The following is a 15,986-nucleotide window of genomic DNA, read 5'->3' as shown; positions in this document are numbered from 1 at the left end:
AACAGCCGAGAGGCCTGGACAGCCGACGGTCCTGAACAGCCGAGGCCCCTGAACAGCCCGCGGTCAGCGCAGTGCCTCCGCCACCTCCCGCGCCGCGTCCACCACCCGGGGGCCCACCCGCTCCGGTACCGAGTCCGCCAGCATCACGACGCCCACGCTGCCCTCGACCCCGGTCACCCCTATCAGCGGTGCGGCGGCCCCGCACGCCCCTGCCTCCAGCTCGCCGTGCGTGAGCGTGTACCCGGGCTCGGCGACGGGCTGCCGGCGGGCCGCGAGGATCGCCCGGCCCGCGGCTCCCCGGTCGAGGGGGTGCCGGAACCCGGCGCGGTACGCCACGTGATAGTCGGTCCACGACGGCTCGACCACCGCGACGGCCAGCGCCTCCGCGCCGTCGACGAGCGTGAGGTGCGCGGTCGCCCCTATGTCCTCGGCCAGCGACCGCAGCGCGGGCAGCGCGGCCTCCCGCACCAGCGGATGCACCTGGCGGCCCAGGCGCAGTACGCCCAGCCCGACCCGGGCGCGGCCACCCAGGTCGCGGCGCACGAGGGAGTGCTGCTCCAGCGTGGCCAACAACCGGTACACCACGGTGCGGTTCACGCCCAGCTTGTGGGAGAGCTCGGTGACGGTCAGCCCGTGGTCGGTGTCGGCGAGCAGCTTGAGGACCCTGAGGCCCCGGTCGAGCGTCTGGGAAGTCTCCGCGGTCACGACGCCCACTCCTTAGTGGTGAGGTCGACGGCCCCCTTCGCGGTGGATGCGACACCGAGTCCCGTCGGCGACGCGCTCCCAGAGGCCGCCGATCGGCTGGCGGCCCGGGCGGCCCCCGGACTCTGTCGCTTCACGGCTGCGCTCCGCGGCGGCGCTGCCACGGGGCGTGTGCGTAGCGGGACAGTAGCGAGCCGGTTCGCTCAGCGGAAGGCTCCGTCCAGAATCCGGTCAGTGGCCGGTAGGGAGTGGTTCGGTTTGCGGAGATAAGTCCCCCCGTCAGCCGGTCCCCAGGTCCCTCTGCCGACGTTCGGCAGGCGTCGAGGTCACTTCATCCGCGTGGCCCACTCCTGGACCTTTGCGATCCGCTGCCGCAACTGCCCGGCCGTGCACTCCGCGCTCGGCGGGCCCCCGCACACCCGCCTCAGCTCGTTGTGGATCACGCCGTGCGGCTTCCCGCTCTGGTGGACGTACGCCCCGACCATCGTGTTCAGCTGCCGGCGCAGCTCCATCAGTTCCTTGTGCGTGACCACGGGCCGCCGTTCCGCGGGCAGCTCCAGCAGGTCGGCCTCCGTGTCCGGCTTCTTGCGGCTGTGCGCGATCTGCCGGGCCTGCCGCTTCTGCAGCAGCAACTGCACCTGTTCCGGCTCGAGAAGCCCCGGGATGCCGAGGTAGTCCTGCTCCTCCTCGCTGCCCGGGTGGGCCTGCATGCCGAACTCGGCCCCGTTGTACATGACCCGGTCGAAGACGGCGTCGGACTCCAGCGCCTCGAACGGCAGCATGTCCTGCTCACCGGTGTCCTCGTCCTGCTCCCGGTTGGCCTCCTCCATCTCCTTCTCGGACTCGGCGTACGGGTCTTCGGCCTCGCCGTCCTTCTTCGGCTTGTCGAGGACGTGGTCGCGTTCCCGCTCCATCTCATTGGCGAAGGAGAGCAGGTCCGGCACGGTCGGCAGGAACACGGACGCGGTCTCGCCGCGCCGCCGGGACCGTACGAAACGGCCGACGGCCTGGGCGAAGAACAGAGGTGTCGAGATCGTGGTCGCGTACACCCCGACCGCGAGCCGGGGCACGTCGACGCCCTCGGACACCATCCTGACCGCGACCATCCACCGGTCGTCGTTGTTGCTGAACTCGTCGATCCGGTCGGAGGCACCGGCGTCGTCGGACAGCACGAGGGTCGCCTTGTGCCCGGTGATCTCGCGGATCAGCTTGGCGTAGGCGCGGGCCGAGTCCTGGTCGGAGGCGATGACGAGGGCGCCCGCGTCCGGGATGGACTTGCGGACCTCGGTCAGCCGCTGGTCGGCGGCGCGCAGCACGCTCGGCATCCACTCGCCGCGCGGGTCGAGCGCGGTGCGCCAGGCCTGGCTTACGGCGTCCTTGGTCATGGGCTCGCCAAGCCGGGCGGCGATCTCGTCGCCCGCCTTGGTGCGCCAGCGCATGTTGCCGCTGTAGGAGAGGAAGATGACCGGCCGCACGACGCCGTCGGCGAGCGCGGACCCGTAGCCGTAGGTGTAGTCGGCGGCCGAGCGCCGGATCCCGTCCGCCCCCTCCTCGTACGTCACGAACGGGATGGGGTTGGTGTCGGACCGGAACGGCGTACCTGTCAGGGCGAGTCGGCGGGTCGCCGGCTCGAACGCCTCCAGGCACGCCTCGCCCCAGGACTTGGAGTCGCCCGCGTGGTGGATCTCGTCGAGGATGACGAGGGTCTTGCGCTGCTCGACGCGGTTGCGGTGCAGCATGGGCCGCACGCCGACGCCGGCGTAGGTGACGGCGACGCCGTGGTACTCCCGGCCGAGGGGGCCGGCGCTGTACTCGGGGTCGAGTCTGATCCCTATCCGCGCGGCGGCCTCCGCCCACTGCTTCTTCAGGTGCTCGGTCGGCGCGACCACGGTCACCTGCTGCACCACGTGATGGTGCAGCAACCAGGACGCGAGCGTCAGAGCGAACGTCGTCTTACCGGCGCCGGGGGTGGCGACGGCGAGGAAGTCACGCGGCTGCTCCTGGACGTACTTCTCCATCGCCCCGTGCTGCCAGGCACGCAGCTTGCTGGCGGTACCCCAGGGGGCACGGCCGGGGAAGGCGGGCGAGAGGTGGTGGGAAGGGGAGGAGCTGGAGCTGGCGGCGGTAGTACTCACGGTCTCCGTGGGGGTCGGGCGGCTCGGCTGCGTATGACAACCGGGCCACCCTACCGGCGCCCCGGCGGGGTCGACGCTCGGACAGCACCGGGTCGGCCGGGGATGGGATTCAGCTCACATCGCGCCCCGCGCACACCTCGGGTCAGCGCGCGAAGCGCGGCAACTGGGCGGCGATCTTCGGTACGTCCAAGGCGCCCTGGCACACGTCCAGCACGAATCGCTCGGCCTCGTCCACGTCGAAGTCCGCGTCCAGGGGGTGCCCGTTCACATGCAGGAACACCCAGGTCGCGTACCAGGCGATGCGCTTGTTGCCGTCGACGAGGGCGTGGTTGCGGGCAAGGGACTCCATCAGCGCGGCAGCTTTCTGCCACACGTCGGGATAGGCGTCCTGACCGAACACACTCGACTGAGGACGCGCGAGGGCCGAGTCCAGGAGCCCGTAATCGCGCACGTCGTCGACCCCGAGCCGCTTCGTCAGGTTCAGCAGCTCGGGAAGCGTGAGGTAGTGCATCAGGCGAGCCGCCGGTTCAGCTCCGCACTGACCTTCAGGACGTGTTCCGCCGCCTCGTTGAACAGACGCGAGTGCTCGTTTACGGCCGACATCACGGCGTCGTGCGCGAACGCCTGCATGCTGCGCCCTTCCGCCGCCGCACGCTCGCGCAGCGCCTCGAGCTCTTCGTCCGTAAACCGCAGGTTCAGTCCAGCCATGTTTAGACGGTACTACGTGGTACCACTCGGTGTCAGCGGGATTCCGACCGCGTCCGGGTCGCCACCCACGCCCCCACCAGCGCCACCGCCGCCATCGGCAGGAACACCGCGGCGAAGGCGGCCGGATGGGAGCCCTGGGCGGTCGCTCCGGTGGCGGCGTGGGCGACGGTCCCGCCGCCGAGCGCGGCGAACGCGGCACCGCCCGCGGACAGGAGCACCACGTTCGACAGGCCGTCGGAGATCTGCAGGGCGGCCGAGTTGGCGCCCGCCTCCTCGGGGGCGGACAGCTTCAGGAGCAGGACGCTGGTCGAGGAGATGACCAGGCCCATGCCGAAGCAGCCGAAACCCCAGGCGACCGCGACGATCCACGGGGGCACGGCGTGGATCAGCACGCTGGGCGCGGTGGCGATGGAGGCCGCGACGACCACCATGCCGAGCGTCATCAGCCGCTCCCGGTACGGCTCGAGGCGCGGCCTTGACTGGATGTACGAGCCCAGCGCCCAGGTCGCTCCGGCCGGGGCCAGCGAGAACCCGGCGAGGGTCGGCGACAGCCCGCGCTCGGTGACGAGCATGAGCGGGATGAAACTCTCCGCCGCGACGAAGGCGCCCGCCGACACACCGCGCAACAGCACCACGGACGGCAGGCCGCGCGCCGCCCGGTAGGTGCCGCGGGGCAGCAGCCCGAGCACGGCCGGGACGAGCAGGGCGGCACCCGCGACACCGGGGACGAGGGAGACCCAGTGCAGGTCCTGGGCGGCGTACTGGAGGAGTCCGGCGCCCAGGGAGATGCCGAACGCCAGGCGGATGCGGCGCGCGTCGAAGGGGGCGGCCGTCTCCGTGGCGGGACCGCCCGCCCGCCGCCGTATCTGCGGCAGGGCGAGCGCCAGCGGGAACACCACGAGCACGGGGATACCGATGAACACCCAGCGCCAGCCGAGCTGTTCGGTGACCGCGCCCGCCGCCAGCGGGCCGACCACCGAGGGGATCACCCAGCTCGCCGCGAACGCCGCCATGATCGCCGGGCGCAGCCGCTCCGGGTAGGCCCGGCCGACGAGGACGTACAGCGCGACGATCACCAGTCCGCCGCCGAGCCCCTGCACGGCCCGGCCCAGGATGAACAGCCACATCGCGCTCGCCGTCCCGGACACCAGCAGCCCGGCCGCGAAGGCGGCGATGCCGCAGGTCAGCGAGGAGAGAGGGCCGCTGCGATCGGACCACTGGCCTGCGAGCACCATGCCGAGCAGGCTGGTCGTGAAGTACCCCGAGAACGCGAAGGCGTACAGGGACAGCCCGTCCAGCTCCCGCGCGGCGACCGGCATCGCCGTACCGACGGCCGTGGCCTCGAAGGCGATGAGCAGCACGACGGAGACGATCCCGATGCTGAGGGCCCGATAGGGCCGGCTCAGCACGCCGCCGGTGGCGTGGGAAGGGGAGGGAGGGGCGGCGGCGACGTCAGTGTCGCGGGGATCCAGGGCGGTCATACAGGTCAGGGTAAGGGGCTCGATGGGGATTGGCTCCTGTCAGGAGCCGGGGATGGGCCGGGACCTTGGTCTTAGGACCGGGCCCGGTTTCATGAACGGCGTATGGCAGTCCCATTGCAGGGCCGCCGATCCTCTTGAGCCGGTGACCTGCCCACTCCTACGGTCAGTGCATCAGGACGGCACGAGCTAGCCGTACCGCACCTGATCCCGGCCGTGTGCCCGAGTGGTTCAGGGACTCGCCTGCGCTGCCTCCATGAGCGGGCTCCGCCCGCGGGGAGTTACGCGGGTTCGACTCCCACCACGGCCCGGGGCGAATGGCCGTGTGCCCGAGTGGTTCAGGGACTCGCCTGCAAAGCGAGTTACGCGGGTTCGATTCCCGCCACGGCCTCCAGTGCCTTGACCGGGCAAAACGAAAGGGCGGCACTCCTTCGGGGGAGCCGCCCTTTCGGGTCGTCCGTCTCAGTTCCCGTCTCAGTTCCCGTCTCAGTTGGCCTGTACGAGCGCGCCCCGCTCATGGGCCAGGTCGCCGACCTCGGACATACCCGTCCCTTCCTCACCGGGAAAACGAGGGGGCTCATGACGCACTGGCGCATGTGGGGTGTACGGTCCCGATGCCGCGTCCGAGATGAGGGGCGCTCGGCCTGTACAGGGGGGATCATGAGTCAGCAGCCCGTTCCGGCGCCGAAGAAGCCGCTGAGCAGGGGAAAGAAGATCGCTATCGGCATCGGGGTGCTGATCGCAGCTCCCCCTCTCATCGCGGGCATGGTCTCTGGAGTCAAGGACGCCGCCACACACGACACCTCGGCAGCAGCCGCGACGCCTGTAGCGAGCCACAGCAGTCCGGCAGCGAAGTCGTCAGCGAAGACGAACGGGACCCTGGCCACGCATGCGTCGACGCCTGGGCCGGCGCAGAAGCTGGCCGACCTCGATGGCAACGGTCGGCCCGCCAGCGAGTACCAGCAGGTTCTCGACGCATTGGCACCGCGCTGCACGGAGGACCGCCCGCGCCTGACGGCCGTCGTCAACGCCACACGGCAAGACCTGAAGAAGAACGGCGTCGAAGACGAGGACGACTTCAGCGTCCTGCAGCACCTGGAGCAGTCGGTGCCCGCCGGGAACCCGCGGGTCAACTGCGCGTCGGTGGCGGCGGCTTACGCCACCCTGCGCGAAGAAAACTAGAGCAACCGGATTTCCATCATGGCCGCAACAGCAGGGCGGCACCCTTCCGGGGGTGCCGCGAGTGGCCGGATGCCGGGCAACTGCGTCACCCGAGGTAGGTCACCTGCAAGCCGGTGATCGTCTTCGCCTGGTGGCCCACCAGCAGTACGGCGAACGCCTGCTCCGTAATGATCATCCGCATGATGCCGTCGTCCTCGCCGTAGGGCTGCGTCACGCCAAGCGGGTCGTGGCAGGCGTCGGCCGACGCGAGGGTGAGTGCCGTGTCTCACTAAACTCTCGCCACTCTCTTGTCGCGGTGGGCCAGCCACACCGTGAAGGCCAGGGTGGAGATGTCCGCGTCGAGCGGGCGCAGGGTCGCGTCCGGCTCGCTCCAGCACAGGACCGCTCCGGTGGCGCCGTCGAGGAGCAGGCTCGTGTCCTCCAGCAGGCAGCCGAGGCGTATCAGGCGGTCCGCCCAGTCAGGGAGGTCGTCCTCCGGGACGCCCTCGTCGTCCGCGTAGTGCTCGGCCAGCGTCGGCAGCGGCAGGTCCGTGTCGAGTTCGAACCAGTAGCCGGTCTCCGGCAGGCCCACCTCGCGCAGGAAACGGCGGGTCGGTTCGTGCGTGAGTGTGCGGGGGAAGTCGACGTCCTCGAAGCGCACGATCGCGGCGGAGCCGAACTCCTCGTCCAGCAGCCGCGGCGGCAGGTCCAGGGCGAGGCCCGTGCCGGGGCGGGCGATCCGGGCCAGCGGACGGATCAGGGCGTGCGAGGCGAACCCGCCCGGGGAGGCGGCCGGTTCGTCCGTCACCGCCGCGAGCCGCAGCAGTGCCTCCAGGGAGGGCGCGAGCGGCGAGAGGTCCATCGGGCCCGGGGGACGCGAGGAGACGTACGTCGCGGGTACCCGCCCCGTGGCGCCGCCCTGCAGGAGCGACTCCAGATCGCGGTCGACGGTGCGCAGCGCCCCGATGACCATCTGGTCGCGCAGTTCCTCGGCGAGTCTCTCCGCGTCGTCGACCAGTTCGGCCGCCCGCCGCAGCACCGACCGCCCGCACGGTGTCCCGAACCCCCGCGCGTACGGATCCGACCCGGTCGGCGTGATCACGCCACAGGCGTCAGTCGTGCCCATCGTCTTGCCCCCGTGTGTTCCGTGCCTGGCCCAGAGCGTCCACAGGGCAGGACAGACGGTCCTGCCGGGCAGCTCTCCCCCAACGCCTAGAACCTTACGCGGCACCACTGACAACGCCGCAGCAATAAGCGGTCCTTGCGCGCCTCACCCGATCCGTGCCCGCTCCCGCCCGGCCAGGATCGCCTCCACCGTCTCCTCCACGGTCAGGTCCGAGGTGTCCAGCCACAGACCGATCCGCGGCGTCTCGGTCCGCAGTGACCTGTCCAGGTCCTCCACCGTCCATGCCCCGTACCCGGTCTTCGGCCGCCCGGCCTCGCGTGCCGCGACCACCTCCGGTCGGGGTGCGAGGACCACGACGTGCAGTGGGCGCGTCCGGAACAGATCGACATACCGCGCCAGGTCCCCGCCCAGCACCACGTCCTGCACGACCGCCGTGGACCCCGCGCGCGTACGCGCCCGCAGTCGCCGTCGACAGCCCGTACCGCAGCCGGAGTTGGGCCAGGCCCTCGCCGTCCGAGCCGGGCTCGTAGTCCTCTCGGCCGGAGACGATCATCCGCCGGAAGACATCGCCTCGCACATGTGCCGCGCGGGGCAGTCTCTCCGCCAGTGCCTGGGCCAACGTCGACTTGCCCGCGGCCATCACGCCGGTGACGAGGACGACGCCCTCCACCGGCGACGAGCTCACTGCGTCGTCACCACCGCCGCCTGCGGCCGGATCGGCAGACGGTTGACCGGGCGGCCCGTCGCCGCGCGGACCGCCGATGCGATCGCCGCCGGGGACGTCACCACAGGTACCGCGCTGACCGCCTTCGCGCCGAAGGGGGCGACCACGTCCCGTTCCTCGACGAGTTTGACGATCTTGATGTCGGGGGCGTCCAGGGCCGTCGGCAGGGAGTAGCCCGTCAGGTCGGGGTGACGGATCACGCCGCGGGCCGTGCGCAGGTTCTCCGTGAGCGCGATGCCGACGCCCTGCGTGACCCCGGCCTCGAGGCGCGCGGCCAGCTGCGCCGGGTTCAGCACCCGGCCCACGTCCTGGGCCATCGCCAGCTCCACGACCCGTACCGAGCCGATCTCGATGTCCACGTCCACCACGGCGCGGATCGCGCAGAACGCGATCCCCACGAAGGCGTCGCCCTGGCCCGTCTCGTTCAGCGGTTCGGTCGGGTGCGGGCGGCACTGCGCGGTGGCCCACAGTTCCTTGCCGTCCAGCGCCTCCGTCACGGTCGTGGACAGGACCCCGTCGTACGACGTGATCTTGCCGTCCGTGATCTGGAGCAGTTCCGTGGACATGCCGAACTTGTGCGCCAGGGGCTGCAACAGCTGGGTGCGGACCATCTTCGCCGCCCGTTCGACCGCGCCGCCCGACACCCAGGTGTGGCGGCCCCGGCAGCCCGCGCCCGCCGGCGGCTGGTCGGTGTCGACCGGGGCCACGTGCACCTCGTCGATGCCGAGGGTCTCCTGGACGATCTGTCGGGCGAGGGTCGCGAAGCCCTGGCCGGTCTCCACCGCCGCGCACAGCACCGTCGCCACGCCGTCCTGGACCTTCACGGTCGCCGTGGAGACCTCGTCGGCACCCTCCGCGCCGAGCATGTGGACCATGCCGAGGCCGTAGCCCACCCCCCGCCGGACCGCGCCCGGTTCGCCCGCGCCCTCGGGGCCGCCGGGCAGCAGCCACTCCTCCTCGGGGGTGTCCTTGGGGAGCGGGGGCAGCGGGTGGTCCCGCACGGCCTCGAGCAGTTCGGCCACCGGCGCGGGGCACGTCACCGTCTGGCCGGTCGGCAGGACGTCGCCGGTCGCCATGACGTTGCGCATCCGCAGCTCCGCCGGGTCGAGGCCGAGCTTCTTGGCGAGCTTGTCCATCTGCGCCTCGTACGCGGCGCACACCTGCATCGCGCCCTCGCCGCGCACATGGCCCGACGGCGGGTTGTTGGTGCGGACGGCCCAGCCCTCGATGAAGGCGTTCGGGACGACGTACGGGCCGCAGGCGAAGGAGACCGCGGCGGCGAGCGCGTCGGAGGAGGTGTCCGCGTAGGCGCCCGCGTCCAGCAGGATCTGCGCCTCGACCTTCACCAGCCTGCCCTCGGCGTCCGCGTGGTGGCGGTAGCGCAGCAGTGTGGGATGGCGGTGGACGTGGCCGAGGAAGGACTCCTCGCGGTTGGCGGTCAGTTTCACCGGGCAGCCGGTCTTCAGCGCCAGCAGCCCGAGCGGCAGCTGGAAGCCCTGGTCCTCGCGGTCCGCGGTGGCGCCGGGCACTCCGGTGACGACGACCTTCACCCGGTCCGGTTCCAGGCCGTAGACGGCGGCGGCCCGGTCCCGGTCGGTGTGCGGGTCGGTGGAGGCGAGGTACAGCTCGACCCCGCCGTCGGGCCGGGGCACGGCGAGGCCGGCCTCCGCGCCGATGGGGGCGGGGTCCTGGCGGCCGATGCGGTACAGGCCCTCGACGACGACCTCGCCGACCGCGTCCGGGTCGCCGTGGCGCAGCGGGATGTGGCGGATCAGGTTGCCGTCCGGGTGCAGCGGCTCCGCCTCGAACGCCTGCTCGGGGTCGGTGACCGGGTCGAGCACCTCGTACTCGACGATGACGGCCGCGGCGGCCATGCGGGCGGTGTCGGGGTGGTCGGCGGCGACGGCCGCGATGGCCTCCCCGTGGTGGCGTACGACGTCGGAGGCGAAGACGGGCCGGTCGACGGTGCCGCGTCCGTGCAGCGCGCCCGCGGGCACGTCCTCATGGGTGAGGACGGCCCGCACGCCGGGCATCTCGCGCGCGTGGCTGGTGTCGATGGACAGGATGCGCGCGTGCGGGTGCGGCGAGCGCAGGACGGCCGCCCACAGCAGGCCCTCGGCCCACAGGTCGGCCGCGTACGGGAAGGTGCCCTCGGTCTTGGCACGGGCGTCGGCGGACGGCAGGGAGGCTCCGATGCCGTGCGGCAGCGGCTCGGGGGCGGGTACGGCCGCCGCGGTGGTCGCGGTGGCGGCTTCGTTGCTCACGCCTGGCCTCCGTCCTGGCCGTACGGGTGGTCGTTCGGGGTCACGTTGCCGAACGCGTCGAGGTGGACGCCGCCCTCTCCGGGGCCCGCCTGGTGCGGGATGCGCGGTTCGTCGCCGTCCGGTGCCGGATCGGCCTCGGCGCGGTGCGCCTCCCGCTCGGCGACGACCTCCTGGACGGCCTGCAGGACGCCCCGGTAGCCGGAGCAGCGGCACAGGTTGCCGCACAGCGCCTGGCGGGCCTCGAGGTCGGTCGGCGCCGGGTTGCCCTCCAGCAGGTCGTGCACGGTCATCGCCATACCGGGCACGCAGAAGCCGCACTGCACGGCGCCGCACCGGGCGAGCGCCCGCTGCACGTCGGAGGGCTGTCCCTCGACGGCGAGTCCCTCGACCGTACGGACCTCACTGCCCGCGGCGGTGACGGCGGGCACCAGGCAGGAGGCGACGAGCCGTCCGTCGACCTGCACGTTGCAGGCGCCGCACTCGCCCTGCGAGCAGCCGTCCTTGGCGCCGGCGAGTCCGAGCCGCTCGCGCAGCACGTACAGCAGCGACTCGCCGATCCAGGCGTCGGTGACGGGCCGGTCGGCGCCGTTCACCCGCAGGACGTACGAGGCCAGGGGGTGCTCGTCGTGCGGGGCCGCGGGCGCGGCGGCCCGATCCGGGGGCGGGTCCTGGGCGCCGGCGGGCCCGGGGGCCGCGTCGGGCTCGGGGTGCCGGGCCGCTTCGGGAGCCGGTGCCTCCTCGGCGCCGGAGGTGCCGTCCGAGGTGACGCCGGAGGTGCCGTCGGCCGCGTCGGAGGCATCGGCGGCCTCGGACGGCTCCTGGGCGGCCTCTGGCGCCTCGGAAGCACCATCCGCCCTCGGCTGCTCGTATCCCTCGTACGACCCGTCGGACGGCTCCCCAGGGGCCTCCTCGGGCGTCTGCGCGGCGGTCTCCTGCCCGTGCCACGACGGCACGGCCGCCTCCGTCGCCCAGGGCGCGGGCGCGCCGCCCGGCAGCGTCGCGGGCGGGGTGCCGCCCCACTGCTCGACGAGCGACGACGTGGTGAACTCCCCCGACTCGTCCGGGAGATCACCGCCCGCGACCGGGATCGACCACTGCCCGGTGACGTCGTGCCCGGGCGCGGGCTCCCGCGCGGCCTGGGCCTCCTCGAAGCTCCACTGCCCGGTCGAGCCGGGGTTGTACGCGAACCGGTCCCCCGTACCCTCCTGCGTGGCTCCCGGCCAGTGGGCGCCCTCGGCGGGCGCGCCCCAGTTCCCGCCGTGCTCCTCGGCGCCCGTGCCCTCCTGCGGGGTGAAGCTCGGCGGCACGTAGCCGTGGCCCGGCGCGGCCAGCGGGCTGTCGGAGGCGAGGAGGGCGTCGATCCCGCCCTCCGGGAGCTGGACGAAGGCGGTGGCGCCGTCGTCGTAGTCCCCTTGCGGCAGCCGCTCCCAGGAGCCGTTGGTGCCCTGCCGGCGGGCTTCCTCCGGGTGCTGGTCGTCCGTCACGACAGTGCCCTCCCCAGTGCTCGTCGGGCCAGCGCGGCGACGGTGCGCCGCAGGTGCAGTACGGCGGGCGGAAGCTGCTGCACGGTGCCGTCCTCCGCGGGCGCCGGATCGGGGATGCAGGCCGCGGCGACGTACTCCCCGAAGGCGTTCAGGGCCTCCGGGACGATCGCGCGGTTGTTGTCCCAGTCGATGAGCTGCGCGACCCACTGCTCGGCCTCCAGCGGGCGCAGCGGCATCGGCGCTATGGCACCGACGGCGCAGCGCACCCCGCGCCGGGCCGGGTCCAGCACCAGCGCCACCGACGCCATCGCCCGCCCGGGTCCGGTGCGGCCGGTCGCCTTCAGGAAGACCTGGGGGGCGTGCAGCAGCGGCACGCGCACGTAGCCGATGAGTTCTCCGGCGCGCAGCATCTCCACGCCGGCCAGCAGGTGCGAGACCGGGATCTCCCGGCGTGCCCCGCCCGGGCCGGCGATGATCAGCGTGGCCTCCAGGGCGGCGAGCACCGGAAGCGCGTCCCCGGTGGGGGCGGCCGACGCGATGTTGCCGCCGAGGGTGCCGGCGTTGCGGATGTGCGGCGGGCCGGCCGCGCGCGCCGCCGCCGCGAGGGCGGGGATGAGGGCCGCGAAGTCGGGGCGGCCCATGCGCGCGTGGGTGAGGCCGGCGCCGAGCAGCGCGTGGCCGTCCTGGTACTGCCAGCCGCGGATCTCGCTGATGCGGCCGAGGCCGACCAGTGCGGCGGGCCGCAGCTGCCCCGAGTTCACGGCGGCCATGAGGTCGGTGCCGCCCGCCACGGGGACGGCGGCCGGATGGGCGGCGAGGGCCGCCACGGCCTCGTCCAGCGAGGCGGGCAGCGTCACGGTCTGCGCCGCCTGCGGTGCGTGCGTGGTCAAAACCGGCTGCCCCTTCCCGCTGCCCCCTGGTCCCACCTGTGTTGCCGTACGGTACGTGCTGACAGGGCGGACGTGGCAACTCTGGCACATCTTTCACGGCCTCCGACGCGGGGGTCCGCTAGGAGGCATTCGCCCCTCCGACCAGGGGGATGGACCGTTTTGCCACGACATCCCCGATGGGGGTGCATTGCGGCTCTTCGGCGTTCCTTGCACTGCTTTTCCCATGCCGGGGTACGTTTCCAGCCGACCCGGCGCCTCGCCTGCCCTCCGTCCGCCACCTCACACGTTCGGGGGCGCACCCTCGATCGGGCGTCCGAGCACCCCGGGTCGCCGCTGCCACGGAAGCGGGCCCGTGGGCGGCCGGTAGGCGACTCCCAGGGCGTCCAGACGGCGGTAGTGGGCGGCCATGCGCCGCTCGAAGTCCGCGAAGTCGCGCTCGGCCGGGACGGGAAGCGCGCTCCAGGCGACCTCGGCGAACGCCGCGAGCCGGGGAAACGCCTGGTAGTCGACGCGCCCCTGATCCTCCGTCACCTCGGTCCAGAGGTTGGCCTGGGTGCCGAGAACGTGCCGCGCCTCCCGCGGCGTCAACTGCGGTGGAACCGGCTCGAATCGGTAGACGTCCTCCAGGGTGCGCACGTACCCGATGGGCACCGGCTCGTCGGCGCCGGCGTCCTGACGGTGGTCCAGATACACCTGCTGCTCGGGGCACATGACGACGTCGTGGCCGGCGCGCGCCGCCGTGATCCCGCCGGCGTACCCGCGCCATGAGGAGACGGTCGCACCGTCCGCGAGGCCCAATTTCGTCGTCCCACCTCCGGACGCTCGTGACCCCTGTCGACTCCCCCGGCCTTCGGCCGGGGGTGCACCCACCTCGTCGAGCGGTCGCTTCGCTCCCTCCGCCTCGTCGCCTTCCACAGGGGCGCGCCCTTCGACTGGAGTCCCGCCCTCGAGGATCTCGTCCCAGCCGACGAGCCGGCGTCCGCGTGCGGTGAGCCAGGTGTCGAAGTGGCGCACGAACCACGCCTGGAGCTCGTCCTCGTCCGCGAGCCCCAGCTCCTTGATGCGCGCCTGCGCGGCCGGCGAGCGCCGCCACTGGTCCTTGGGGCACTCGTCGCCGCCGATGTGGACGAAGGGTGACGGGAACAGTTCCAGGACCTCCTCGAACACCCCCTCGTAGAACCGCAGGGTGGTGTCGGTGGGGGCGAGTACGTTGGGGTTGATGCCCCAGTCGTCCCAGACCCTGAGGGAGGTCGTGTCGATCACGTCGGAGTTGCCCAGTTCCGGGTACGCGGCGATGGCCGCCTGGCTGTGCCCGGGGACGTCGACCTCGGGGACGACGGTGATGTGCCGCTCGGCCGCGTACGCGACGATCTCGCGGATGTCGTCCTGCGTGTAGAAACCGCCGTGCGGCTTCTCCTCCCACAGCGGCGAGGCCCGGTGGCCGAATCTGGTGCGCGCCCGCCAGGCACCGACCTCGGTGAGCCTCGGGTAGCGCTTGATCTCCAGCCGCCAGCCCTGGTCGTCGGTGAGGTGGAGGTGGAGGACGTTGAGCTTGTGGACGGCCATCAGGTCCAGGTAGCGCAGGACGCCGTCCTTGGGCATGAAGTGCCGGGCCACGTCGAGCAGGAGGCCGCGCCAGCGGAAGCGGGGGGCGTCCTGGATCGTCACCGCGGGCACCTCCCACTGACGTTTCCCGGTCACCGGGGCACGGCGGAAGGCCTCCGGCCCAAGCAGCTGGCGGAAGGTCTGGGCGCCCCAGAACAGGCCGGCCTCGCTCGCGCCGTCGATGACGACGTCGTGGCGGTCGGCGGTGAAGCGGTACGCCTCAGGGCTGCCCAGTTCCTCTTCGAGTCCGGGGACGATGCGCAGCAGAACCCGGTTCCCGTGGTCGCCGGCCGACGGCAGCAAAAGCCCGGTCGCGGCGCCGACGGCCGCCCGCAGCCACCGCGCGACGCGCTCGGCGCCGGGGCCCGTCGTCTCGATCCGGGTGTCCTCGTCGACGACGTGTCCCGTGCCGCCGCCGATCGAAGGGGACATCCGGGTGGGGGCGGGGACCAGGTGCGCGTCGAGCCCCGGGGGGAGGGAGTACGGAAACTCAGGCATGCCGCCAGTCTTCACGCCCGGCCCGGCCCCGAGGGCGGATTCACCGCAGTTCGAAGACGCACTCCCGATCCACCGGCAGCAGGCACAAAGGCTCCCGGGACGCTCCCCACACGCGTCCCGGGAACCCAGCGGTCGTCAGGCAGCCGAGCGGTCGCCTACTTGTCGCCGCCCTTGCCCTCGTCGCCGCCGCTGCCCATGGAGTCGTAGATCTCCTTGCACATCGGGCAGACGGGGTACTTCTTCGGGTCGCGTCCCGGGACCCACACCTTGCCGCACAGCGCCACGACGGGAGTGCCGTCCAGGGCGCTCGCCATGATCTTGTCCTTCTGGACGTAGTGGGCGAAGCGCTCGTGGTCGCCGTCGCCGTGCGACACCTGCGGCGTCGGCTCTACGAGGGTCCCCGTACCGGTACCGCGCTCTGGCTCAAGAGTGCTCATAGGGCCAAGCGTACTGAAGCCCGCACGTATCAGTTGAGCGTAGGGTCGTCCGGGTACGTCGCCACCATCGCCAGCTCGCTGCGCTGGCGTCGCAGCACGTCACGCCAGAGTTTCTCCGGGGCCGGGGACGACACGTCGCCGGGTTCCGACTCGACGACGTACCACGCCCCGTCCACCAGCTCGTCCTCCAGCTGGCCCGGCCCCCAGCCGGCGTACCCGGCGAAGATGCGCAGGGAGCCGAGCGCCTTGGCGAGCAGTTCCGGAGGGGCCTCGAGGTCGACCAGACCGATCGCGCCGTGCACCCGTCGCCAGCCGAGCGGGGCGTGGTCCGGGGACGCGCCGCCGGGGATCACCGCGACACCGAGCGCCGAGTCCAGCGACACGGGTCCGCCCTGGAAGACGACACCGGGCTCGCCCGCGAGGTCCGCCCAGCCCTCCAGGATGTCCCCCACGTCAACGGGCGTGGGGCGGTTGAGGACCACGCCGAGCGAGCCCTCCTCGTCGTGGTCGAGGAGCAGCACCACAGCGCGGTCGAAGTTCGGGTCCGCCAGGGCGGGGGTGGCCACGAGCAGCCGCCCTGTGAGCGAGGACACCTCGGTCATGGCAGACATGATCCCGCATCTTGCCTTCGGATGGGGAGGCAACGGGGGTAGGTGGGTGAATGCAGCTCAGGGCTCATGGGTGCGCCGCGGGCGCATGTACGCCCCGGTAACCCCTCGCGTCCGCCTCCGCACCGTTCGTGTTGTGGCAAAGCTATGACCTTCCTTGAAGCCA

14 protein-coding genes, 2 tRNA genes and 1 pseudogene are annotated in these 15,986 nt (G+C 72.4%); 3 read left to right on the top strand and 14 right to left on the bottom strand.

The genetic code is table 11. From position 1 onward, the window contains the following. Window positions 1–63 precede the first annotated feature (63 nt). From ACIRC0_RS22490 to ACIRC0_RS22470, 5 genes are all read right to left on the bottom strand, one after another. A complete protein-coding gene (locus ACIRC0_RS22490; protein WP_403618190.1) occupies window positions 64–705 on the bottom strand; it encodes an IclR family transcriptional regulator in 642 nt (213 codons plus the stop codon). 323 nt (window positions 706–1,028) lie between these two features. Further along, window positions 1,029–2,837: a DEAD/DEAH box helicase gene (locus tag ACIRC0_RS22485; protein WP_403618186.1), complete on the bottom strand. Its 1,809-nt coding sequence runs from the start codon at window positions 2,835–2,837 to the stop codon at window positions 1,029–1,031. A gap of 142 nt (window positions 2,838–2,979) precedes the next feature. After that, a complete protein-coding gene (locus ACIRC0_RS22480) occupies window positions 2,980–3,348 on the bottom strand; it encodes a Fic family protein (protein ID WP_366024802.1) in 369 nt (122 codons plus the stop codon). After that, window positions 3,348–3,545 (bottom strand): hypothetical protein, encoded by a 198-nt coding sequence (locus tag ACIRC0_RS22475; protein WP_403618183.1) that lies wholly within the window; start codon window positions 3,543–3,545, stop codon window positions 3,348–3,350. The genes ACIRC0_RS22480 and ACIRC0_RS22475 overlap by 1 nt, the downstream gene beginning before the upstream one ends. Window positions 3,546–3,577: 32 nt before the next feature. Next, complete coding sequence (locus ACIRC0_RS22470) at window positions 3,578–5,026, bottom strand: MFS transporter (RefSeq protein WP_403618180.1); 1,449 nt, start codon at window positions 5,024–5,026, stop codon at window positions 3,578–3,580. 209 nt (window positions 5,027–5,235) lie between these two features. On the opposite strand from ACIRC0_RS22470, the gene ACIRC0_RS22465 reads away from it, so the two are divergent. The 3 genes from ACIRC0_RS22465 (at window position 5,236) to ACIRC0_RS22455 (ending at window position 6,205) form a co-directional block, all read left to right on the top strand. Next, window positions 5,236–5,333: transfer RNA gene (locus ACIRC0_RS22465), tRNA-OTHER, on the top strand. 9 nt (window positions 5,334–5,342) lie between these two features. Then, a tRNA-Cys gene (locus ACIRC0_RS22460) sits at window positions 5,343–5,417 on the top strand. A gap of 266 nt (window positions 5,418–5,683) precedes the next feature. Further along, on the top strand, window positions 5,684–6,205 hold the full coding sequence (locus tag ACIRC0_RS22455) for a hypothetical protein (protein WP_403618177.1): 522 nt from the start codon (window positions 5,684–5,686) through the stop codon (window positions 6,203–6,205). Between the two features lie 85 nt (window positions 6,206–6,290). Here ACIRC0_RS22455 and ACIRC0_RS22450 read toward each other — a convergent pair whose 3' ends face one another. From ACIRC0_RS22450 to ACIRC0_RS22410, 9 genes and pseudogenes are all read right to left on the bottom strand, one after another. Next, complete coding sequence (locus ACIRC0_RS22450; protein WP_403618175.1) at window positions 6,291–6,419, bottom strand: hypothetical protein; 129 nt, start codon at window positions 6,417–6,419, stop codon at window positions 6,291–6,293. Between the two features lie 54 nt (window positions 6,420–6,473). Continuing rightward, the gene (locus ACIRC0_RS22445; RefSeq protein ID WP_403618172.1) at window positions 6,474–7,310 is read right to left on the bottom strand and encodes an SUKH-4 family immunity protein; all 837 of its coding nucleotides are present in this window, start codon (window positions 7,308–7,310) and stop codon (window positions 6,474–6,476) included. Window positions 7,311–7,454: 144 nt separating this feature from the next. Continuing rightward, a pseudogene (locus tag ACIRC0_RS22440) lies at window positions 7,455–7,950 on the bottom strand (AAA family ATPase). Window positions 7,951–7,991: 41 nt separating this feature from the next. After that, window positions 7,992–10,298, bottom strand: coding sequence for a xanthine dehydrogenase family protein molybdopterin-binding subunit (locus ACIRC0_RS22435; protein WP_403618169.1), 2,307 nt, complete (start codon window positions 10,296–10,298; stop codon window positions 7,992–7,994). Beyond that, complete coding sequence (locus tag ACIRC0_RS22430) at window positions 10,295–11,782, bottom strand: 2Fe-2S iron-sulfur cluster-binding protein (RefSeq protein ID WP_403618166.1); 1,488 nt, start codon at window positions 11,780–11,782, stop codon at window positions 10,295–10,297. Before ACIRC0_RS22430 ends, ACIRC0_RS22435 begins: the two co-directional genes overlap by 4 nt. Next, window positions 11,779–12,672: an FAD binding domain-containing protein gene (locus ACIRC0_RS22425; RefSeq protein ID WP_403618163.1), complete on the bottom strand. Its 894-nt coding sequence runs from the start codon at window positions 12,670–12,672 to the stop codon at window positions 11,779–11,781. Before ACIRC0_RS22425 ends, ACIRC0_RS22430 begins: the two co-directional genes overlap by 4 nt. Window positions 12,673–12,951: 279 nt before the next feature. Continuing rightward, window positions 12,952–14,775: a beta-N-acetylhexosaminidase gene (locus tag ACIRC0_RS22420; protein WP_403618160.1), complete on the bottom strand. Its 1,824-nt coding sequence runs from the start codon at window positions 14,773–14,775 to the stop codon at window positions 12,952–12,954. Between the two features lie 155 nt (window positions 14,776–14,930). Then, on the bottom strand, window positions 14,931–15,212 hold the full coding sequence (locus ACIRC0_RS22415; protein ID WP_103841003.1) for a DUF3039 domain-containing protein: 282 nt from the start codon (window positions 15,210–15,212) through the stop codon (window positions 14,931–14,933). Window positions 15,213–15,241: 29 nt separating this feature from the next. After that, window positions 15,242–15,814 (bottom strand): YqgE/AlgH family protein, encoded by a 573-nt coding sequence (locus ACIRC0_RS22410; protein ID WP_181139086.1) that lies wholly within the window; start codon window positions 15,812–15,814, stop codon window positions 15,242–15,244. Window positions 15,815–15,986: the final 172 nt, after the last annotated feature.

The sequence above is a fragment of the Streptomyces sp. NPDC093984 genome (genome assembly GCF_044764595.1).
Taxonomy (GTDB): domain Bacteria; phylum Actinomycetota; class Actinomycetes; order Streptomycetales; family Streptomycetaceae; genus Streptomyces; species Streptomyces cynarae.
Note: the sequence above shows the minus strand (reverse complement) of the source record. Positions and strands in the feature narration are given on the sequence as shown.